Here is a 20,420-nt window from a genome sequence, read left to right as displayed (position 1 = left end):
GTGTGGGCCTTCTATGCTCTGCACGCGGCGGTGTCCAGAGGCTTTTTCAAAGAAAATCACTAATGCCGCGTTCCAGGGGATTTTTCTTGCACCTCACCGAGGCGATCAGCCTCTTCCAGAGCCTTTTCAACATCTTCGGGATCTTGGCTCGGCACCGCGTAGGACCCGTTCAGCCATTTCCCTAGGTCAATATCGGCGCAACGAAGCGAACAGAACGGGCGGTAGGCTTTCTCCGTCTTGCCGCCGCAGATCGGGCAACTCATTTCAGCACCTCCGACAATGCAATACGGCCGCGCTTGCGCTGCAGCTCGTAGTGACCAAGGTTGGTCCAGCCGACCAGGACGGTTTCCTCCGGATCGGCACGCAGGGCCGCGCGCAATGCCGTCTCAAAGCTGCGACGGTCCTTCTTGGGCATGGGAGCCAGATCCAGCACGATCTGACCGCCCAGCCCCCGAACGCGCAAGGCCCGCGGCAACGCCTTGGCAGCGGACATGTTCGCCTTCAGCCCCGCCGCCATCGAGGTATCCGATCCCGTGTTCACATCTACCGCCACCAATGCGCGGGTCGGCTCGATGAACAGGAACGCGCCGCCCGGCAATGGCTCGCGAATGCTGCGCGCGGTCTCCAGCGCGTCCAGTACGCCCAGCCGCTCGAACCCTCCGGGCGCGCGCTCGACGTCGGCGGGCTCCACCCAGTCGCGCCAGGCAAGAAGATGCGGGCCATCCCCTTCGGTCAGGACCTCGGTCTCGGCGCCGGTATCCTCCATCACTTGCGTGGCCATCGAGAGCATGGCGGCAATGTCCTCCGCGATCTCCTCGCTGGGCGCACCGGCGCAGGCGGACCGCAGGATCAGCCCGTAGGCGGATTCGGCCATTTCCTCATGGGCGACTTCCAGCAGGCGGTCGCGCTCGTCCTCGTCGCGGATGCTGCGCGAGATGTTCAGCCCCGGCGCCTCCGGCGTCACGATGGCATAGCGGCTTTTGAACAGCAGCTTCTGCGTCACCGGGATGGCCTTGCCCGGCTCGGCATAGCCGGTGACCTGCACCAGGATCATCTGCCCCGGCGACAGGCCCTTGACCTGGCGCAGAAAGGCCGGGCCGTCCGGGGTGGTCAGGAACATGCCGCCCTGCCCCTTGACCGGCCGGTCGGCGCGGGCGCGGTAGATGGTTCCGGGCGCGGGCGCGTCGCTTTCGACCAGGAAGTCTTCCAGCTTGCCATCCACCATCAGCGCCGCGGCTTCGCGGTCCTGGATGTGGTCGAGGATAATGGTACGGCCCTTCATGCGGCAGTCTCCTGATACAGCGGCAGCCCAGCGGCGCGCAAAAGATTGGCGGTTTCTGACAGCGGCAAGCCCACGATCCCGGTGAACGATCCGCTGATCCATGGGATGAAGGCCCCCGCGGGCCCCTGAATGGCATAGCCACCCGCTTTGCCTTCCCAGTCCCCAGTGGCAAGATAGGCATTCAGTTCGTCGTCTGACAGGCGCTTCATCTTGACCTGGCTGACCACGTCCTTGGCCCAGACCCGGTCCCCCCGGCGAACGGCTACGGCCGTGATGACCCGGTGGCGGCGGCCGGACAAGGCCAGCAGAAACTCGGCGGCCTCCCCCGCATCGCGCGGCTTGCCCAGGATGCGGCGCCCAAGGGCCACAGTCGTATCGGCACAGAGCACGACATCATCCGCACCGGCCGCGACTGCGCGGGTCTTTTCCCGGGTCACGCGGGCACAATAGGCCCGCGGCAATTCCCCATCCAGCGGGGTTTCATCGATGTCAGGCGGTGAGACCGCATCGGGATGAACCCCCAGCTGTGCCAGAAGTTGCAGCCGCCGCGGACTGCCCGATCCCAGGATAAATGCCATTCCGTCGCCCCTTTGCCGATTTACGCCTGTCTTAAGGTGAATGCCGTCCGCTTTAAAGAGTGGCTCGCTCTTTCGCCCCTCCACCCCTCGCTGACGAAAGCCGAGACGGGAGATCGCAGCGAAACAACCACCGAAAATAACAAAAGCCCGGCAGGAGGCCGGGCTTTGCATCTTTTGGCAGATCGAACGCTTACTTGAAGCGATAGTTGATCCGACCCTTGGTCAGGTCATAGGGGGTCATTTCCACCTGGACCCGGTCGCCAGCCAGAACACGGATGCGGTTCTTGCGCATCTTGCCTGCCGTATGTGCGATGATTTCATGGCCGTTTTCCAGCTCGACCCGAAACGTCGCATTAGGCAGGAGTTCCTTCACGACACCGGGAAATTCGAGCGTATCTTCCTTGGCCATGTTGTCTCCATCGTTGCGTTACCCCGCAGAACGCGGGATGTGCGCTTAAATGAGCGCATTTTCCCCGCATTTCAAGGCCTCAATCAGCATAACAGCGCTTTTGTGACCGATTTGATGCGTGGCAACTGCTCGTCCCAATGCAAGCGGTTGAGAACCCCGCCATCGGCCCGAATCTGGGCGATGGCGGCCAGATCGGCCTCACCATAGGTCCAGCCGGGCTGGTCCATGGTGCCCTCGGCAATAACACCGGTGCCGGGGAAGCCATTGTCGGGCGGGCCGAAAATGCCACCCATGCCGGTGTTCACATCCACCGCTTCAGACCAGGTGTTGGTCCCCACAACAGAGGCCATCGCGGTGACGCACTGGCACTCCAGCGCCCGTGACATCGCCCCCAATCGCACCCGCCAGTAGCCCGCAAGTGCCTCGGTGCAGGAGGGCACGAGAATCACATCCACTTCGGCCAAAGCCCGTCCCAGTAGAGGGAATTCGCTATCATAACAGATCAGCACGCCGATCTTGCCCAGCGCGGTTTCAAAGACCTTCAACGGACCGCCACCAGCGACACCCCAGTCCTCCCGCTCGAATCGGGTCATGATTTGCTTGTCCTGGTGGTCACGCCCGCCCGTCGGCGTATAGAATTCCGCCCGGTTCACGACCTTTCCGGCATCGTCCAGCACCGGCGCCGATGCGCCCAGAATATGCACGCCGTGTTCGGCCGCCAGCTTGAGGTGCAGCGCCGCGGCGTCCTCCATCCGTTCCGAAACCGCGCGGATCGAGCCCTGCAGGTCAGCGGCCGTTTCGGCCCCTGCGAGCGTCGACAGCTCCATCGCGCCGTATTCGGGAAACAGCAACAGCTCCGCCCCGTTGCCAGCGGCCTCGGCCACCCATGAGGCCAGCTTGTCCTCGTATTGCGCCCAGCTGTCGAGCCAGTCGAGCGGATAGGCAGAAGTGGCGATTTTCATCCAAGTGTCTCCTGTTGCCGTCATGAGCCGCAGCATGGCGCTGCGACTGGGACCAGCGCAAGCCAACCGGCTGGTACTATAGGTCCCGAATCCAGAACTGCAGAGATTTTGAGCTCTCGGTGGGCTGGTCCACGTCCTTCCAGGAGAAACGTGCGGCGACATTTTCCAGCGGAGCATAGCCGCGCTTGCGCCAGAAGGCATCCAGCGGCCTGTAATCTGCGGGGCGCAAGGGATGATCCGCCGGGCGCTGCACGGCGCAAAAGGCCGATTTCAAATAGCCCAGTTTGCGCGCATGGGACTCGCGAAGGTCGAAGAATGCGTGCCCCACGCCGCGGCCGCGGTAGTCCGGCAGCAGCACCGATTCGGCGCAGTAGAACACCGTCGCCAGATCAATGCCGCTCCCGCGGAAGGCGGCTGCAAAATCATCGGCATGGTCGCTGAGCGGCGTCCCGGTTGCCACCCCAACCAGGGTGTCTCCGTCAAAGGCCCCCACGATGACAGCCTTGTCGCTGTCTCGATAGCTTTGCAGATAGCTGCGCTCATATTCCAGATTGCCATCGTAGAGGTATGGCCAATCTCGGAACACCGTGATGCGCAAGCGGGCGACATCCTCCAGCGCGGCATCCAATGCCGCGCCGGTCAACGCCTCGATCCGCAAGCTCATCAGGCTGCAGCCCCCTTGCCGGAGACTTGCGCAATCCAGTCTGCAAGGTTGTAGTAGGTGGTGACGCGAGAGATCTTGCCGTCCTTCAGCTCGAAAAACGACCCACCGGGCAGGCGGTAGGTCTGGCCTTCGGCCTCCGGCAGGCCTTCGTCGGTCACCAGGTAGGTACCGTTAACGATGAACTCCGCCGCCGCGCGGGTGCCGCAGGGGCTGGAAAAGATCACCATATCGGTCAGCTCTTCCTTGTAGCAGCGGCTCATATGGGCGCAGAATTCAGCGAATTTTTCCTTACCCAGACGGATCTTACCCTCGTTGACGTGATGGGCAATATCGTCGTCCAGGCAGTCCAGCATGGCTGCGGTATCGCCGGAATTGAAGGCGTCGAAATAGCGCGCGATGGTCTCTGTCATAGTCTCTCCGTCGGTTCGCCCCAGCGACTTTTCAAGTGCTGGATGATCTGGTCCCGTGTTTGCCGATAACTGTCTAGCTTGGCTTCGCGCGTCTCGCCCAGTCCGGTTGGGTCCATAATTGGCCAATATTCGACATCGAGGTGAAAAAAACGGGTCAGTTCCAGCGCCCGCCGCTGGCTGGCCGGCGACAGCGCGACCACCAGGTCGAAGGAGGAGAGGTCGTCGCCCCAGCGCTCCATCTCGTCGAAAGACCGCGAACGGTGGCGCGAAAGTTCGACGTTCATCTCCTGGCAGACGGCGATACAGAAACCATCAATTTCCATGTCGTTCTTCACGCCAGCCGACTGTACGTATGTGCCGGTGCCGTAAAACTTCTTCATGATGCCCTCCGCCATCGGAGAGCGGACCGAGTTGTGGTCGCAACAGAACAGGATGGACTGTGGCAGCTCCTCCACGCATCAGCCTCCGAAATGCAGAACGCATATCAGGGTGAACAGGCGGCGCGCCGTGTCGGTATCCACCTCGGCTTTACCCGCCAAGCGTTCCTGCAACACGCGGCTGCCCTCGTTGTGGATGCCACGACGCGCCATGTCGATCGTCTCTATCTGGCTGGGCGGCAGGGTCTTCACCGCGGTGAAATAGCTTTCGCAGATCTGGTAGTAATCCTTGACCACCTGCCGGAACGGCGACAGCGACAGATGGAATTCGGCAGCCTTCTCGCCCGCCTCGGTATTGACGTCAAAGACCAGCCGCTTGTCGCGGATGGCCAGGCCCAGATGGTAGGGGCCATCGGGCATGCCACGTTCTTCGCGACCGGGCAGCGCAAAGCTGTTCTGCTCGATCAGATCATAGATCGCCACCTTGCGCTCCTGATCGATCTCGGGGGTCGGGGGCGGCAGGTTGCGGTCATCGAGTTCGATGTGACTGATACGGCTCATGGCTTTGATCTCTATATGCGCGACGGCGTCCCAACCTGACTAGCGTACGACCGCCTGCGTAGCAATGCGGCAGTGCTTGACAGCCCAACCAACTGCGCACAGCCTGAAACAAAGGAGAGGCTTGCATGACTGGACTGGATCCTCTGCCGCTGAAAGGTCAGCGGGCGCTTGTGACCGGCTCTACCGACGGGCTGGGGCTGGCAGCAGCGCGCCTTCTTGCCCAAGCCGGAGCCGAGGTCTGGATCAATGGGCGTAGCGCCACACGCGTCGCCAAGGCCATGGAGGATTTCCCGGGCACCGCCCATCCCTTGGTGCTGGACATCGCCGACGAAGCCGCCGCCTGCGCCGCCTTTGCCGAGCTTGAGACCAAGGGCGGTATCGACATTCTGGTCAACAACGTCGGCCAGCGTGACCGCCGCAGCCTGCCGGAATTCACCCGCGAGGACCTGCAATCCCTCTGGGACGTGGACCTGCTGTCCCCCTTCCGCCTGTGCCAGCTGGCGGCTGCGCAGATGGCACCGCGCGGATACGGGCGCATCATCAACATCTCGTCCATTGCCGGTCTGATCGCGCAGGCAGGCGATGCGGCCTATACCACCGCCAAGGCCGGGATAAACGGCATGACACGCGCCTTGGCGGCAGAGCTGGGGCCAAGCGGCATAACGGTCAATGCGGTGGCGCCCGGTTTCTTCAAAACCGCGCCCAACATGGCGGCCGCCGCTGATCCTGAGGTTTCGGACAGACTGAAGACGGTAACGTCGCTCGGCCGCTGGGGTGAGCCGGAAGAGCTGGCACCGGCGATCCTGTTCCTGGCGTCCCCCGCCGCCTCCTATGTGACAGGGCAGGTGCTGGCGGTGGACGGTGGCTATACCGCCCACTACTGAGGGTCACGACTGTAGGCGCAGGCTGCCGCGGCGATCCGCCTCAGCCTTTCTGCGTATTGAGCGCATCCAGACGCGCGGTAACCGACAGCCCATGGGCCTCCAGGCTTTCACTGGCGGCGAGCGCTGCGGCGGCCGGGCCGATGGCACGCAGCGCGTCCGGGGTCATCTGGCTCAACGTTGTGCGCTTCAGGAAATCCATTACCGACAGGCCCGAAGAGAACCGCGCGGAACGCGCCGTCGGCAGCACGTGATTCGGCCCACCGACATAGTCGCCAATCGCTTCCGGCGTATACTGCCCCAGGAAGATTGCCCCCGCATGAACGGTCTTCTCGCTCAAACCCTGCGGGTCGGCGACGCAGAGTTCCAGATGCTCCGGCGCGATGCGGTTGGACAGATCCGCCGCCTCGTCCAGATCGCGCACGACAATCACTGCGCCGAAGTCACGCCAGGATGCGCGTGCGATCTCGCGTCGTTCCAGGGTTTCGAGACGCTTGTCCACAGCATCCGCCACCGCACGACCGAATCCCGCATCATCGGTGATCAGGATCGACTGCGCGCTTTCGTCGTGTTCGGCCTGGCTCATCAGGTCGAGCGCGATCCAGTCGGGGTTGTTGTCCTTGTCCGCGATCACGAGGATCTCCGAGGGGCCGGCAATCATGTCGATGCCAACCTTGCCAAAGACCCGCCGCTTGGCAGCGGCGACAAAGGCGTTGCCGGGGCCGGTGATCTTGTCCACGGGTGCAATGGTTTCGGTGCCATAGGCCAGCGCCGCCACCGCCTGTGCGCCGCCGACGCGGTAGATCTCATCCACCCCGGAGAGGCGGGCCGCCAGCAGTACCAGCGGATTAATCAGCCCGTCGGGCGTCGGTACGGTGATCGCCAGCCGCAACACCCCGGCCACCTTGGCCGGAATTGCGTTCATCAGAACCGATGATGGATAAGACGCCAGGCCGCCCGGCACATAGAGCCCGGCCGCCGCGACCGCCGACCAGCGCCAGCCCAATGTCGCCCCCGCCTCATCGGTCCATTGCGCGTCTTCCGGCATCTGCCGTGCATGGTAGGCGCGAATACGCTCGGCGGCCAACTCCAGCGCCGCGCGATCTTCGGCCGACACCGACGCCACGGCCGCGTCCACCTCGGCCTCGGATATGCGCAGCTGGTCAGCCTTGAGCTGCATCCGATCGAACTTCGCCGTCAGCTCCAGAAGCGCGGCATCACCCCGCGTACGGACATCCTTGATGATTTCGGCAACGACGGCGTCCACATCCGGGCTGTCCTCGCGCTTGGCCCCCAGAAGCGCGGCAAAGGCCTGTTCGAAATCGGAATCAGCGGTGTTCAGAAACTGCGGCATCGGGATCTCCTTTGTGCCCCGCATAGCGGCATCACCCGGCAGCCTCAAGAAATATGCCACCCGGCAGGTTGCTTTGCCGCGGCATCAGGGGCGGGATTAAGCAACCGGTTCAGGTGCCGTGATCAGGTGCCTGACCGGACGGGGCCCGGTAGGGGCGCGTTACATCTCGCAAAGTAACCTCAAGCGCCTCGACAGACAGGCGGATGGCACCGTCTCCGGCCAGCGTCAGCAGCACGTGACCTGCACCATCCTCTGCGGGCTCAAAGGAAATCGACAGGAGCGACAGCACCAGTTCGCGGTCACTGCGGTCTACCCCTTGCGAGGCAACCGCCAGAACATTGTCCACCACGATCAGCGACTGAACCCGCTCATAATCGCGTCCCCGGCGCTCCGCCGCCTCGCGATCCTCCCAGCGGAACCTGTTCACCAGCAATACGAACTGCCGCTTTGCCTTGCGCCACCGCATCTCGGTGATGGGAAAGACCGCATCCTGGGCCAGTGACGACAGGATCTTCAGATCCTCGGCGTCCCATGCACCGAGGTTCAAGGGAACTTCACGACCATCCTCAAAGCTTGCGTCCTGCATCACTGATCCCGGACCCGTTCGATGCGCGCGCCGACACCGGAGAGTTTGCGCACCACATGTTCGTATCCCCGATCAAGGTGATAGACCCGGCTGACGACCGTTTCGCCCTCGGCCGCAAGACCGGCGAGAATCAGCGAAACAGAGGCGCGCAGGTCAGTCGCCATGACCGGCGCCCCCTTCAACCGCTCTACCCCGGTGACAGTGGCATGGCCTCCGTGCACATCAATACGTGCCCCCATCCGGGTCAGCTCCGGCGCATGCATGAAGCGGTTCTCGAAGATTTTTTCCTCCAGCACCGACGTGCCTTCGGCGGTGCACATCAGGGCCATCATCTGCGCCTGCAGGTCAGTGGGGAATCCTGGGAAGGGCTCCGTCACCACGTCCACGGCCTTGACCCGGCCATTGCGGCGGCTCACCTTCAGCCCCTTGTCGGTTTCGGTGACCTGAATGCCCGCCGCGTCGAGTTTTTCGCAGAACGCACCGACGAGATCGATGCGCCCGCCAAGCAGCTCCACCTCGCCGCCGCAGATTGCCGGAGCCAGCATATAGGTGCCGAGTTCGATCCGGTCCGTCACCACCTGATGAGTCGCGCCGTGCAACCGGTCCACGCCCTGGATGGTGATGTCCGGGCTGCCGTCACCCTCGATCTGGGCGCCCATCTTGCGCAGGCAGTCGGCCAGATCGACGATCTCGGGTTCACGCGCGGCATTCTTGATGACGGTTGTGCCCTTGGCCAAAGTCGCGGCCATCATGATGTTTTCGGTCGCCCCGACCGAAGCGAAGCTCAGCTCGATCACTGCGCCCTTCAGACCTTTGGGCGCCTTGGCATGCAGATAACCATCCTTCAGTTCGATCTCGGCGCCCAGCGCCTCCAGACCATGAATATGCAGGTCCATTGGCCGGGCCCCGATGGCGCAGCCGCCCGGCAGCGAAACCACGGCCTGTCCCAGCCGCGCCAGCATCGGTCCCAGAACCAGGTTCGACGCCCGCATTTTGCGCACAATGTCATAATCCGCGACGTGACTGGTCAGGTCGTGGCTCGACATCGCCAGCACCTGACCGTCCTGCAGACTGGACACTTCGGCGCCCAGGGACTGCAGCAGCAGCGTCATCGTCTTGATGTCGCTCAGCCGCGGCGCGTTGGTCAACGTCAGCGGCTCCTCGCTCAGCAAGGTTGCAGGCATCAGCGTGAGACAGGCATTCTTGGCGCCCGCGATCGGAATTTGTCCGTTCAGCGGTCCGCCGCCTGTTACCAGAATCGAATCCATCAGCCCTGTTCTCCGTCTTTGCCTGTTTTGGGGTCCTGCTGCACCGCCCGCGCTTTGGCCTGTGCCTTTCGTCGTGCCATATTTGCCTTCAGCGCGGCCTTCAGCCGGTCTTCGCGAGAGGCTGCGGAGCCAGCGTTTTTGGGTGTTTTCTTCTCTGCCATAAGACTTCTGTAACTTAGTGCGAAAAAACCGTCCAGAATGCTCTTGCACCCCTCCGCGTTTATGCCTAAAAGCCCCCTCACCGGCGCTGCTGTAGCTCAGAGGTAGAGCACTCCCTTGGTAAGGGAGAGGTCGAGAGTTCAATTCTCTCCAGCAGCACCAGGTTCCCCACAAAATGATGATGACCCGCCCAGCCTGTTGAAGGGCAAGGCTTTTTAGCTGTCTGCCGCAGCGACAGGATCACGCTAAAACAGGGTTTTGAACGGGTTGGATCGCGTTTTTTGCCAGTCGAAGCGCAGTTTTCCGCACTTGTATGCACGAAGTGACGCCGACGAGAGGCCAGCGCATGGCGCGCTTGCCTCACCCTAGGCTACCCGCCCCAGGGCAAGCTGCCCGATCTGCACTGGGAAATTACCGCAACCTGCGAATCACAGTCTGCCGGTCCCATCCGGAAAATTTGATTCGGGACCGAATCAGGGAATCATCATTACCAGCAACAACGCTTTGTGAGCGAAGCGCGGGGGCACGGGTTTCCCCCCCTGCCCCCGCGCTTGTCGTCACGACCATTTGTTATCTTCAATGCCCAGATAGCTGCGCAACGCGGCCTCACTGCCTTGCGACCAGATCATGGTCAGCCAGCGCGTGAACTCTGACACGAACAGGTCATTTTCAATCAGGTTGCCGTAGATGTGTTGTTGCTCCAGCCACGCCATGGGGCGGGACCTCGCATCTGACGCCGCGGCGGTCAGATTGTCCCAATCAGGATCATTCGGAGCGATCTCGCTGCCATCCTCCCGCGTACCCGCACACATGCGCGCCCACAGGGCCTCCACCAGGCTGAGGCCCGCAACCGGGCCGCCAGCCGCCAATGCATCCCGTAGCGCCGGGTGCACGAAGCCCGGGTGCCGGGCCGAACCGTCGAAGGCAACCCGCCTGACAGTGTCGCGAATCGCGGGGTTCGAGAACCGCTGCTCGATCAGGCCGACGTAAGCCTGCGGAGTGATTTCGGGAACCGCGGCAACACCGGGAACAATTTCTTCGTGCTGAACCTTGCGGAACAGGGCTGAAATCAGCGGATGCGCCATGCAATCGGCAATGGTCTCCACCGACAGCAGCTCCCCGGCATTGGCAAGCACTTGGTGGCCTGCATTCAGGATGCGAATCTTCATCGCTTCGTAGTCATGAACCGCAGGCGTGAACACCGCGCCAGCCTTGTCCCAATCGGGCCGCCCAGCACAGAAATCATCCTCGATGACCCATTGCCTGTAGTTTTCATGGGTCACCGGCGCTGTGTCCGCTATGCCCAACTCCTGTACCAGGGCGATTTCCGCCGCGCCGGTGGCGGGGACGATGCAATCGACCATGGAGTTCGGAAAGCTGCACCTCTGGTCGATCCATTCCGCCAACTCCGGGTCGGACAGCCGGGCCAGAGAAACAACGGCCTGACGGGCGACTATTCCGTTTCCGCGCAGGTTGTCGCAACTCTGCACGGTGAACGGACCTGCACCACTGTCACGTCGGACCGCCAAAGCTGCAACGATGGCTCCGAAAACCGTCTGGGGGCGGTGCGGGTTGTTCGCATCATGTTGTATATCGGGGTGGCCGATGTCCAAACCGCCGCCATCCGGATCGAGAAAATAGCCGCCCTCGGTGACGGTCAGGGACACGATGCGGATTGCCGGTTCACACATGGCACGGATCAACGCGCCATTCCCTTCCTCGATCGGCAAGTAACCCACCATCGGGCCGATCACCTCCGCCGCAACACTCCCGGGCGACAGCTCGATCAGAGTGGTGAGGCAGTCCTGCGCCAGCAGCTTTTGCCGCATGTCCGCATCATAGGGCCGCACGCCAGCGCCGAGAATCGCCCAATCCTGCGCCAGCCCCTGCTGCATCAACCGATGCAGGTACCAGGCCTGATGCGCGCGATGAAAGTTGCCAAGCCCGACATGGATGATCCCCGGTGTGAGGGCGGCACGGTCATATGTCGGCCCCGAGATGCCCTCAGGCAGAGTCTGCAAGGCCGCCTGACAAAGCCTGACCGGGGAGCGTTTCGCCATATGCCGTTCCATCAGCTTCTCCATTTTTCACCTGTCCTTTTGCGGCGGAAGCGCGACGTCATGCCAACCGCAATCCATCCGCACCGAAGCGGTGGATCACATCGGCCCGCGGGGTCATGAAAATGCGGTCGCCGTGGCGAAAGCCCACCTCGCCGTCGGCACGCACCGTGATGGTGTCCGCCAGCCCCGTTTGATGGACGTGAAAGAAGGTGTCCGATCCCAGGTGCTCCGAGACACTGACAATTCCTGACCAAGTCCCCGACTCGCCCGAGACCTCGATATGCTCCGGGCGCACCCCGATCGTATGGGCGCCATGTTTGGCCGCCTCCTCGCCTTCGATAAAGTTCATCTTGGGCGAGCCGATGAAGCCGGCCACGAATTTGTTGCGCGGGCTGTGGTACAGCTCCAGCGGCGAGCCGACCTGTTCGATCACGCCGCCTTGCAGCACCACGATCTTGTCGGCCATGGTCATCGCCTCGACCTGGTCGTGGGTGACATAGATCATCGTGGTCTCCAGCCGCTCATGCAGCTCGGAAATCTCCAGCCGCATCCCCACCCGCAGCGCCGCGTCGAGGTTCGACAGCGGCTCGTCGAACAGGAAGGCCGAGGGTTCGCGCACGATGGCCCGGCCAATCGCCACCCGTTGGCGCTGGCCGCCGGACAGCTGGCCCGGGCGGCGGTCAAGGTAGTCGGTCAGGTTCAGGGCGCGGGCCGCGGCCTCGATGCGGCGCTCCTGCTCCTCCGCCGGGATGCCCGCCATCTTCATCGGAAAGGCGATGTTCTTGCGCACCGACATATGCGGATACAGCGCGTAGGACTGGAACACCATGGCCAGGCCGCGCTTGGCCGGCGGCACATGGGTGGCGTCCTGCTTGTCGATGCGGATCTGGCCGGATGTGACATCCTCAAGCCCGGCGATCAGCCGCAGAAGCGTGGACTTGCCGCAGCCCGAGGGACCGACGAAGACGGTAAACTCGCCATCTTCGATGGTCAGGTCCAGGGGCGGGATGACCTGCACGTCGCCAAAGCTTTTGGAGACTTTGTCCAGAGTGATGCGTCCCATATGCGTGTCTCCTTATTTCACAGCGCCGAAGGTGAGGCCGCTGACAAGTTGTTTCTGGCTGAACCAGCCGAGGATCAGGATCGGGGCGATGGCCATGGTCGAGGCCGCGCTGAGCTTGGCGTAGAACAGGCCCTCGGGGCTGGAGTAGCTGGCGATGAAGGCCGTCAGCGGGGCCGCCTTGGCCGCGGTCAGGTTGAGCGTCCAGAAGGCTTCGTTCCAGGCCAGGATCACGTTCAGCAGCAGGGTTGATGCGATGCCGGGAATGGCCATGGGGGTGAGGATAAACAACACCTCTTCGCGCAGGCCGGCCCCGTCCATCCGGGCGGCCTCCAGGATCTCGCCGGGGATCTCCTTGAAGTAGGTGTAAAGCATCCAGACGATGATCGGCAGGTTGATGAGCATCAGCACGATCACCAGTCCCAGCTTGGTGTCCAGCAGCCCCATTTTGATGAAGATCAGGTAGATCGGGTACAGCACGCCGACCGCTGGCAGCATCTTGGTGGACAGCATCCACAACAGGATGTCCTTGGTCCGCTTCGAGGGCACGAAGGCCATCGACCAGGCGGCAGGCACCGCGATCAGGATACCCAGGAGGGTGGAGCCGCCGGCGATGATGATCGAGTTCCACAGGAACCGGCCGTAGTCGGAACGCTCCTGCACCACCGAGTAATTCTCCAGCGTCCAGTCGAAGAACAGGAATACCGGCGGATCGGAGATGGCCTGGGCTTCGGTCTTGAAGCTGGTCAGGATGGTCCACAGGATCGGAAAGAAGATCAGCAGGCCCACGCCCCAGGCCAGGGTGGTGTTCAGGGCTTTGCGTTGCGGTGTGATTGCACGTGCCATGCGGGCCTCCTTAAGCGTCCAGGTTCTTGCCGACGATGCGCATCAGGAAGATGGCAACGATGTTGGCGAGGATGATGGCGTAGACACCGCCAGCGGATCCCAGCCCGATGTTCTGGCTCTCCAGCACCCGCTGGAAGATCAGGTAGGTCAGGGTCTTGGTGCCAAAGGCGCCCTGGGTGGTGACAAAGATCTCGGCGAAGATCGACAGCAGGAAGATGGTCTGAATCAGCACCACCACGGTGATCGCGCGCGACAGATGCGGCAGGGTGATATAGGCAAAACGGCTCAGCGGCGGCGCGCCGTCCATCTCTGCGGCCTCCAGCTGCTCACGGTCCAGCGACTGGATCGCGGTCAGCAGGATCAGCGTCGCAAAGGGCAGCCACTGCCAGCTGACGATCAGGATGATCGACTGGGTCGAGGCCTCGGTCAGCCAGACCAGCGGCTCGGCCCCGAAGGCGCGCCAGACGTGCGCCAGCAGGCCGTTCACCGGATCCATGAACATGTTCTTCCAGACCAGCGCCGAGACGGTGGGCATCACGAAGAAGGGCGCGATTACCAAGATGCGGACCACGCCGCGGCCCCACATCGGCTGATTGAGCAGGATCGCCAGCAGCACGCCCAGCACCACGGTGATCGCCAGAACGCCGCCGACAATCACCAGCGTCGCCTGCACGCTGGGCCAGAAGGCGCTGGAGGAAACGAACCGGACGTAGTTGTCAAAGCCGACCCAGCCCAGGTCGCCGCCGCGCAGCGGCAGGAACTTCTTGAACGAGAAGTAGAGCGTCATCGTCAGCGGAACCAGCATCCAGCCCAGCAGCAGGATGACAGCGGGGGCCATCATCAGCCGAGCCGCGGTGCGCGCGTGCCTTGTGCCAGCCTGGTGATCCGCGGCGGCGGGCTGGGTGGCGGCATTGGGCACCGTCGCACCGAGCGCCATTTCCTGCGCGGGTTGTTGGGGTTGCGTGGACATTGGATGTACCTCCTCCGTTGACGGCAACGGGCCGCCTTGGACGATTATGCGCTCTGGGGGATTGTTAGGGCCAGAGGGCGGCGCGGTGGCCGCCCTCCGGGATTGATCCGCGGGATCAGTAGCCTGCGGCTTCCATCTCGTCGGTGGTCAGTGCCTGCGCCTTGGCGAGGGCTTCGTCGACGCTCTGCTGACCGGCCAATGCGGCTGCAAATTCCTGGCCAACCTGGCCAGCGATGCCGGCAAACTCCGGGATCGCGGCAAATTGCACGCCGACATAGGGCACCGGATCGACCGTGGGGTTGGTCGGATCAGCCGACAGGATGCTCTCCAGAGTCATCTTGGCGAAAGGGATGTCCTTGTAGTTCGGGTTCTCGTACAGCGAGCTGCGTGCACCCGGCGGAACATTCGCCCAGCCTTCGTTCTCGGCCACCAGTTCGATGTACTCCTTGGAGGTTGCCCACTGGATGAACTCCTTGGCGGCGTCCTCTTTCTGGGTCCCCGCCGGGATGGCCAGCGCCCAGGCCCACAGCCAGTTGCCGCGCTTGCCCTTGCCGGTGTCCGGCGCCAGCGCAAAGCCGACCTTGTCGGCCACGGTGGAATCCTCGGGGTTGGTCACGAAGGAGGCCGCCACGGTAGCGTCGATCCACATGCCGCATTTGCCTTGCTGGAACAGCGACAGGTTCTCGTTGAAGCCGTTGTTCGACGCGCCCGGAGGGCCCGCGTCATTCATCAGGTTCACGTAGAATTCCAGGGTTTCCTTCCACTCCGGCTGATCGAACTGGGGCTGCCAGTTTTCGTCAAACCAGCGGGCGCCGAAGGCATTGGCGGTGGCGGTCAGGAAGGCCATGTTTTCGCCCCAACCGGCCTTGCCGCGCAGACAGATACCGTAGATGCCGGCATCCTTGTCGGTCATCGCGCGGGCGGCTTCGGCGACGAAGTCCCACGTCGGTGCCTCGGGCATCTCAAGGCCCGCCTGCTCCATCAGATCGGTGCGGTACATGATCATCGAACTTTCGCCGTAGAACGGCGCGGCATAAAGCGTACCATCCACGCTGAGACCGCCCCGCATCGCGGGCAGGATGTCGTCGGCGTCATATTCGGCCGGCAGATCGTCCAGCGGCACCAGCCAACCGTTCTTTCCCCAGATCGGGGTCTCGTACATGCCGATCGTCATGACGTCGAACTGACCGCCCTTGGTCGTAATGTCGGTGGTCACGCGCTGACGCAGCACGTTTTCTTCCAGCGTCACCCACTCGACCTCATGGCCGGTTTTTTCGGTGAAATCATCGGTCAGACCCTGCATGCGGATCATGTCGCCGTTGTTCACGGTGGCGATGGTGATGGTTTCGGCGGATGCTCCCCCCGCCGCGAGCAACGAAACCGCCGTTGCAGCGCTCAAAGCATGTCTAGCAAACATCTTCTACCTCCCTGTTGAGATGTTGCCTACCAAGCTAGCGCCGAACCCTACCTAGCGTCAAATTATTTCTTTACGCGCGTAAAGTTTATACGCCTAGCACATCAAAACAGCACCTTACGCCGACCCCCGCATGACGAGACGGCCATCAAAAAGCGTCTCCTGCCGCGAATCAGCAGGGCTGTCGGCATCGATTACGGCCATCAGGGTTTCGGCACTTTTCTGCGCGATGGCTTCGTAGTCCTGCGAGACGGTGGTCAATGTCGGGCAGGTATAGCGGGAGAACGGATGGTCATCGTGACCGGCAACTCGCATGGTGCAGGCATCCCCCAGACCAACGCGAACCCCAGCCTCATACGCCGCCGACAAAAAGCCGATGGCCAGACGGTCGTTGCTGCAAAGGATCGTATTGGTCGTCAGCTTGCGGTCGCGCACGACACGGGAGCCCTCGCGAAATCCGATTTGCTCGAATTCCCAACCGGCCCCGGATGCCTGAATGAGCTGCGGCGTGTGGTTCAACCGCTCCATCGCCTTGATATAGGCCTGACGGCGCTTGTGAGCGTTCGGGTTTGCCGGGGTCTTCATTTCAAAGAAGGCAGGCGGTTCCCCGGTGCGGCAGAGGTAGTCCACAATCAGACCAATGCTCTGCTCGTTGTTTGACCCGACGAAGGCCTCACCGACAGTGCCAACGCTTGCGTCAAACAGCACCGTCGGCACGTCCTGGCAGAAGGCAGCGATCCTGTCGTGATCCGAGGTCCGCCCGAGTGGGGCCAGCAACACCCCGGCCGGTTTCAGCAGACGCAGGTTTTCCAGATTCTCGATCTCCTGCTCGGGATTGCCATGAGAGCCAAGCAAGACCGGCCGATAGCCCATACCGAGGATATGCGCCTCGATGTTGCGGGCGATTTCGGCAAAGAACGGGTCGGCCAGATACGGCACGACGATGCCGATGTTCTTTGTCAGTCGGCGGTTCTGATTGATTGCGTACAGATTGGGGCGATAGTCATAACGATCCAGCGCCGCTTCGATGCGCTGCCTCGTCGAAGCTCTGACGCTTGACGGGTCGTTGAAGAATTTCGAGAGCGTTGGCCGCGAGATGCCGCTAAGCGCCGCAAACTCTTCCATGTTTTTTATCTTCTTGGCTGCCATGCACGCGCTCGCTTCATTACTTCGGAAATAGGCAAGGCCGACTGCGGCCTTGCCCGGGATCATCCAGCAATGATAATTTACGCGCGGAAATTTTCACAGCCCGTTTCGGGAAAAGCTGCGCGGCACACGACTGCCAGGCTCAAAAGAAGCCCAATTTATTCGGATTGTAGCTCACCAGCATGTTCTTGGTCTGCTGATAGTGATCCAGCATCATCTTGTGCGTTTCCCGCCCGATACCGGATTGCTTGTACCCACCAAAGGCGGCATGCGCCGGATAGGCGTGATAGTTGTTCACCCAGACCCGCCCCGCTTCTATGTTGCGCCCAAAGCGATAGGCCCGCGTGCCATCGCGCGTCCACACGCCGGCGCCGAGGCCGTACATGGTGTCATTGGCTATTTCCAACGCTTCTGCTTCGTCCTTGAAGGTCGTCACCGAGACAACCGGCCCGAAGATCTCTTCCTGAAAGACGCGCATCTTGTTGTGGCCTTTCAGAATGGTCGGCTGCACGTAGAAGCCGTTGGACAAATCACCGTTGAGCCGCGCTGCTCCACCGCCGGTCACCACCTCGGCCCCTTCTTCGACCCCGATCGTCAGATACGACAGGATCTTGTCCTGCTGTTCCTGGCTGGCCTGGGCCCCCACCATCGTGGCCATATCACGGGGGTCCCCCTGCTTGATCGCCTCGACCCGCGCGATGCAGCGTTCGATGAAGGCTTCATAGATGTCTTCCTGAATCAAAGCGCGCGAGGGACAGGTGCAAACCTCCCCCTGATTGAAGGCAAACAGCACGAAACCTTCGACCGCCTTGTCGAGAAAGGCATCATCTTCGGCCATCACATCCGAGAAGAAGATATTCGGCGACTTGCCGCCCAGCTCCAGCGTGACCGGGATCAGGTTTTCGGTGGCCGCCTGCATGATGACACGGCCCGTCTCGGTCGATCCGGTGAAGGCGATCTTGGCGATTCGCGGTGATTTCGCCAGCGGACCGCCGACTTCCGGCCCCATACCGTTGACGATGTTCAACACTCCCGGCGGCAGCAGGTCAGCAATGACCTCGACAAGAACCATGATTGCAGCAGGGGTCTGCTCGGCCGGTTTCAGAACGATGCAATTCCCCGCCGCCAATGCAGGGGCCAACTTCCACGCGGCCATCAAAATCGAAAAGTTCCAGGGAATGATCTGGCCAACCACCCCCAATGGTTCGTGAAAATGATAGGCAACGGTGTCGTGATCGATTTGCGACATCGTGCCTTCCTGGCCGCGAAGTACGCCCGCAAAATAGCGGAAGTGGTCAACCGCAAGCGGGATATCGGCGGCGGTGGTCTCACGGATCGGCTTGCCATTGTCCCAGGATTCCGCTGTCGCGATCAGCTGCAGATTTTCCTCGATCCGATCCGCGATCTTCAACAGCAAGTTAGAGCGTTCAGCAGCCGAGGTCATGCCCCAGGCCTCCCTGGCGGCATGGGCGGCATCCAGCGCCAACTCGACATCCTCGGCCGTGGACCGCGCCACTTCACAGACCTTGGCACCGGTAATCGGAGTGATGTTGTCAAAGTACTGACCTTTGACCGGGGCCACGAATTGGCCTCCGATGAAGTTGTCGTAGCGTGTCTTGAATGGCGAAATATGCTCGCCCGCGATTTGCGTCTGTTCGTTCATGGGTTCCTCCTTCAGCCCCGGTCCTCCACCGGGATGCCAAAGAAGATGCGCAGCCCAGACGGCGCAGTCAGCCCGCCCACGGCTGCTGCCGTCGCCACCTGTCTCAGAACTGAGACAGGTCAGCGCTGGCGTCCGCCGATACCAAGCCGCTTCATCCGCCGGTACAGCGTTGCCCTGCCGATTCCGAGGTTGCGAGCTGCCGCAGAAACATTGCCGTTTGCCCGGGACAGTGCCCGGATGACCGCGGCCCGTTCTGCCTTCTCAAAGCCCGAGGGCCCATCCTCCCGCCCGAAGAGATCCGAGGCCGGGATGGTGGCGATTGGCCCAAAGGAACGCAGACCAAAGGCGCGGCGAGCGCCCCGTGTCGCGCCCAGCACCAGATCGTCCTGATCCACCGCCAGCAACATTGCAGATTCGCTGTCGGTGGTGTCAGCAACGATAATCCGCGCTGTGGGAAAGGCGGCCCGGAAAGTGTCCATCTCGATCTGGCGGGCGGTCTGGGTGACCGTCGCAGAGATCAGCCGATTGAAGGCTTCGGTCTGATCCGCCCGCGCGGAAGAGACGTCCAGCGCGCCGATCAGCTCCCCCTCAGGACCAAATATGGGCGCATCCATGCAGCTCATGCCGGAGTTGCGAGCGTGAAAATGCTGATCACGGTGGATGATCACCCGACGCCCCTCCGTAAGGCAGGTGCCGATGCCATTGGTGCCTTCCGATGCTTCGGACCAATCCGCCCCCGGCGTCAGCCCCCAGGCATCAAAAATCGCGACATCGCCACCAGCGATCCTTTGATCCAGCACAACGCCCTCGGCATCGGTGAGCAGCACGCCACAGCCCGACCTGCCCACAAGCTGAAACAAGGCATCCAGTTTTGACGCGGCCAGCCGCATCATAGGACCGCTGCGATCCCGTCGCTCCGCCAGCTCCTGCGCGCCAACTCTGCGCACACAGCGTTTTTGATCGGGGTTCAATCCGTGGTGATCCAACGAGCGCCGCCAGGAGGCCGCCAACCGAGATCGAGCCGCGGCTCCCGGCTGGCGAACCACTTCGATCACCCGAGCGGCATGATGCGTATCAAAAACCAAATCAACCTTCCTCCCGCCGCCAGCATAGTCGCTTTTGCGAGAAGTCGACAAAAACCTTTGTTCCAGCGTCCTCGGCAGCTGCCGCCTGACTTTCCAACGCCAGGGAGATTCTGCTCTTGCAGTTTTCGTACAGATCGGTACACCTTCAGTATGGTTAACAGATCGGTACACAAAATGACTGAACTCCCCCGCCCCCCGCTACCGCCCTTCACCCGCGAAACGGCCATTGCCAAGGTTCGTGCGGCCGAGGATGCCTGGAACAGCCGCTGTGCCGACACCGTTGCGCCTGCCTATACGCTGGATACAAATTGGAGAAACCGGGCTGAATTCCCGCAAGGTCGCGAGGAAGTGCATCGTTTTCTGACCGCGAAATGGCAGCGCGAGCACAACTACCGCCTGATCAAGGAACTCTGGGCTTTTACCGACAACCGAATTGCCGTGCGCTTTGCCTATGAATGGCAAGACGCTGCGGGCCAGTGGTTCCGATCCTATGGGAACGAGAATTGGGAGTTCGACGCGAAGGGCCGCATGGCGCATCGCTTCGCCTCGATCAACGATCTGAAAATCTCCGAGGATGAGCGACTGTTCCACTGGCCGCTGGGTCCGCGGCCTGAGGACCATCCCGGCCTCAGCGCGCTCGGGCTCTGATCCTCGCCGAAAGGTCCGGGGCCGCCAAAGGGCCCCG

General features: G+C 62.2%; 23 protein-coding genes and 1 tRNA gene. 3 read left to right on the top strand and 21 right to left on the bottom strand.

The features are described from left to right. Positions 1-59: 59 nt before the first annotated feature. From ACZ52D_RS09240 to ACZ52D_RS09200, 9 genes are all read right to left on the bottom strand, one after another. Entirely contained in the window at positions 60-263 is a 204-nt protein-coding gene (locus ACZ52D_RS09240; RefSeq protein WP_222456479.1) for a DNA gyrase inhibitor YacG, read from the bottom strand. Next, the gene (locus tag ACZ52D_RS09235) at positions 260-1,282 is read right to left on the bottom strand and encodes a ribonuclease E/G (protein WP_417475521.1); all 1,023 of its coding nucleotides are present in this window, start codon (positions 1,280-1,282) and stop codon (positions 260-262) included. Before ACZ52D_RS09235 ends, ACZ52D_RS09240 begins: the two co-directional genes overlap by 4 nt. Further along, a complete protein-coding gene (locus ACZ52D_RS09230; protein ID WP_464441124.1) occupies positions 1,279-1,860 on the bottom strand; it encodes a Maf family protein in 582 nt (193 codons plus the stop codon). The genes ACZ52D_RS09235 and ACZ52D_RS09230 overlap by 4 nt, the downstream gene beginning before the upstream one ends. A 190-nt stretch (positions 1,861-2,050) precedes the next feature. Beyond that, positions 2,051-2,269, bottom strand: a complete 219-nt coding sequence (infA, locus tag ACZ52D_RS09225) for a translation initiation factor IF-1 (RefSeq protein ID WP_005620785.1) — start codon at positions 2,267-2,269, stop codon at positions 2,051-2,053. A gap of 83 nt (positions 2,270-2,352) precedes the next feature. After that, positions 2,353-3,231 (bottom strand): carbon-nitrogen hydrolase family protein, encoded by an 879-nt coding sequence (locus tag ACZ52D_RS09220; RefSeq protein WP_464441123.1) that lies wholly within the window; start codon positions 3,229-3,231, stop codon positions 2,353-2,355. A 76-nt stretch (positions 3,232-3,307) separates the two neighbouring features. After that, entirely contained in the window at positions 3,308-3,895 is a 588-nt protein-coding gene (locus ACZ52D_RS09215) for a GNAT family N-acetyltransferase (RefSeq protein ID WP_464441122.1), read from the bottom strand. Beyond that, on the bottom strand, positions 3,895-4,305 hold the full coding sequence (locus ACZ52D_RS09210; RefSeq protein ID WP_464441121.1) for a ketosteroid isomerase-related protein: 411 nt from the start codon (positions 4,303-4,305) through the stop codon (positions 3,895-3,897). Before ACZ52D_RS09210 ends, ACZ52D_RS09215 begins: the two co-directional genes overlap by 1 nt. Beyond that, entirely contained in the window at positions 4,302-4,760 is a 459-nt protein-coding gene (locus tag ACZ52D_RS09205) for an arsenate-mycothiol transferase ArsC (protein WP_222456485.1), read from the bottom strand. Before ACZ52D_RS09205 ends, ACZ52D_RS09210 begins: the two co-directional genes overlap by 4 nt. A 3-nt stretch (positions 4,761-4,763) precedes the next feature. Next, on the bottom strand, positions 4,764-5,243 hold the full coding sequence (locus ACZ52D_RS09200; protein WP_222456486.1) for a UPF0262 family protein: 480 nt from the start codon (positions 5,241-5,243) through the stop codon (positions 4,764-4,766). 125 nt (positions 5,244-5,368) lie between these two features. Here ACZ52D_RS09200 and ACZ52D_RS09195 point away from each other — a divergent pair, with 125 nt between their 5' ends. After that, the gene (locus ACZ52D_RS09195; RefSeq protein WP_464441120.1) at positions 5,369-6,127 is read left to right on the top strand and encodes an SDR family oxidoreductase; all 759 of its coding nucleotides are present in this window, start codon (positions 5,369-5,371) and stop codon (positions 6,125-6,127) included. A gap of 40 nt (positions 6,128-6,167) precedes the next feature. Here ACZ52D_RS09195 and hisD read toward each other — a convergent pair whose 3' ends face one another. The 4 genes from hisD to ACZ52D_RS09175 all read right to left on the bottom strand — a co-directional run bounded on the left by hisD (position 6,168) and on the right by ACZ52D_RS09175 (position 9,493). Beyond that, complete coding sequence (hisD, locus tag ACZ52D_RS09190; protein WP_464441119.1) at positions 6,168-7,478, bottom strand: histidinol dehydrogenase; 1,311 nt, start codon at positions 7,476-7,478, stop codon at positions 6,168-6,170. Positions 7,479-7,587: 109 nt separating this feature from the next. Next, positions 7,588-8,064: a DUF2948 family protein gene (locus tag ACZ52D_RS09185; protein WP_222456489.1), complete on the bottom strand. Its 477-nt coding sequence runs from the start codon at positions 8,062-8,064 to the stop codon at positions 7,588-7,590. After that, entirely contained in the window at positions 8,064-9,332 is a 1,269-nt protein-coding gene (gene murA, locus ACZ52D_RS09180) for a UDP-N-acetylglucosamine 1-carboxyvinyltransferase (protein WP_222456490.1), read from the bottom strand. The genes ACZ52D_RS09185 and murA overlap by 1 nt, the downstream gene beginning before the upstream one ends. Then, positions 9,332-9,493: a hypothetical protein gene (locus ACZ52D_RS09175; protein WP_417475514.1), complete on the bottom strand. Its 162-nt coding sequence runs from the start codon at positions 9,491-9,493 to the stop codon at positions 9,332-9,334. Before ACZ52D_RS09175 ends, murA begins: the two co-directional genes overlap by 1 nt. Before the next feature lie 85 nt (positions 9,494-9,578). Between ACZ52D_RS09175 and ACZ52D_RS09170 the strand changes: the two genes are divergently transcribed. Then, positions 9,579-9,653 (top strand) — tRNA-Thr (locus ACZ52D_RS09170). A gap of 395 nt (positions 9,654-10,048) precedes the next feature. Here ACZ52D_RS09170 and ACZ52D_RS09165 read toward each other — a convergent pair. The 8 genes from ACZ52D_RS09165 to ACZ52D_RS09130 form a co-directional block, all read right to left on the bottom strand. Next, entirely contained in the window at positions 10,049-11,563 is a 1,515-nt protein-coding gene (locus ACZ52D_RS09165) for a mannitol dehydrogenase family protein (protein WP_464443127.1), read from the bottom strand. A 46-nt stretch (positions 11,564-11,609) separates the two neighbouring features. After that, positions 11,610-12,614, bottom strand: a complete 1,005-nt coding sequence (locus tag ACZ52D_RS09160; RefSeq protein ID WP_222456492.1) for an ABC transporter ATP-binding protein — start codon at positions 12,612-12,614, stop codon at positions 11,610-11,612. A 12-nt stretch (positions 12,615-12,626) separates the two neighbouring features. Then, complete coding sequence (locus ACZ52D_RS09155; protein ID WP_464441118.1) at positions 12,627-13,457, bottom strand: carbohydrate ABC transporter permease; 831 nt, start codon at positions 13,455-13,457, stop codon at positions 12,627-12,629. Between the two features lie 10 nt (positions 13,458-13,467). Further along, positions 13,468-14,298, bottom strand: a complete 831-nt coding sequence (locus ACZ52D_RS09150) for a carbohydrate ABC transporter permease (protein WP_369925106.1) — start codon at positions 14,296-14,298, stop codon at positions 13,468-13,470. 244 nt (positions 14,299-14,542) lie between these two features. Then, positions 14,543-15,844: an ABC transporter substrate-binding protein gene (locus ACZ52D_RS09145; RefSeq protein ID WP_369925016.1), complete on the bottom strand. Its 1,302-nt coding sequence runs from the start codon at positions 15,842-15,844 to the stop codon at positions 14,543-14,545. Positions 15,845-15,958: 114 nt separating this feature from the next. Next, the gene (locus tag ACZ52D_RS09140; protein WP_464441117.1) at positions 15,959-16,990 is read right to left on the bottom strand and encodes a LacI family DNA-binding transcriptional regulator; all 1,032 of its coding nucleotides are present in this window, start codon (positions 16,988-16,990) and stop codon (positions 15,959-15,961) included. A gap of 139 nt (positions 16,991-17,129) precedes the next feature. Further along, positions 17,130-18,650 (bottom strand): aldehyde dehydrogenase, encoded by a 1,521-nt coding sequence (adh, locus tag ACZ52D_RS09135; protein ID WP_464441116.1) that lies wholly within the window; start codon positions 18,648-18,650, stop codon positions 17,130-17,132. A 119-nt stretch (positions 18,651-18,769) separates the two neighbouring features. Then, entirely contained in the window at positions 18,770-19,597 is an 828-nt protein-coding gene (locus ACZ52D_RS09130; RefSeq protein ID WP_464441115.1) for a GAF domain-containing protein, read from the bottom strand. 312 nt (positions 19,598-19,909) lie between these two features. On the opposite strand from ACZ52D_RS09130, the gene ACZ52D_RS09125 reads away from it, so the two are divergent. Further along, positions 19,910-20,383 (top strand): nuclear transport factor 2 family protein, encoded by a 474-nt coding sequence (locus ACZ52D_RS09125; protein WP_464441114.1) that lies wholly within the window; start codon positions 19,910-19,912, stop codon positions 20,381-20,383. The last annotated feature ends 37 nt before the right edge of the window (positions 20,384-20,420 follow it).

It is taken from the genome of Leisingera sp. S2M4, from assembly GCF_055398055.1.
Note: the sequence above shows the minus strand (reverse complement) of the source record. Positions and strands in the feature narration are given on the sequence as shown.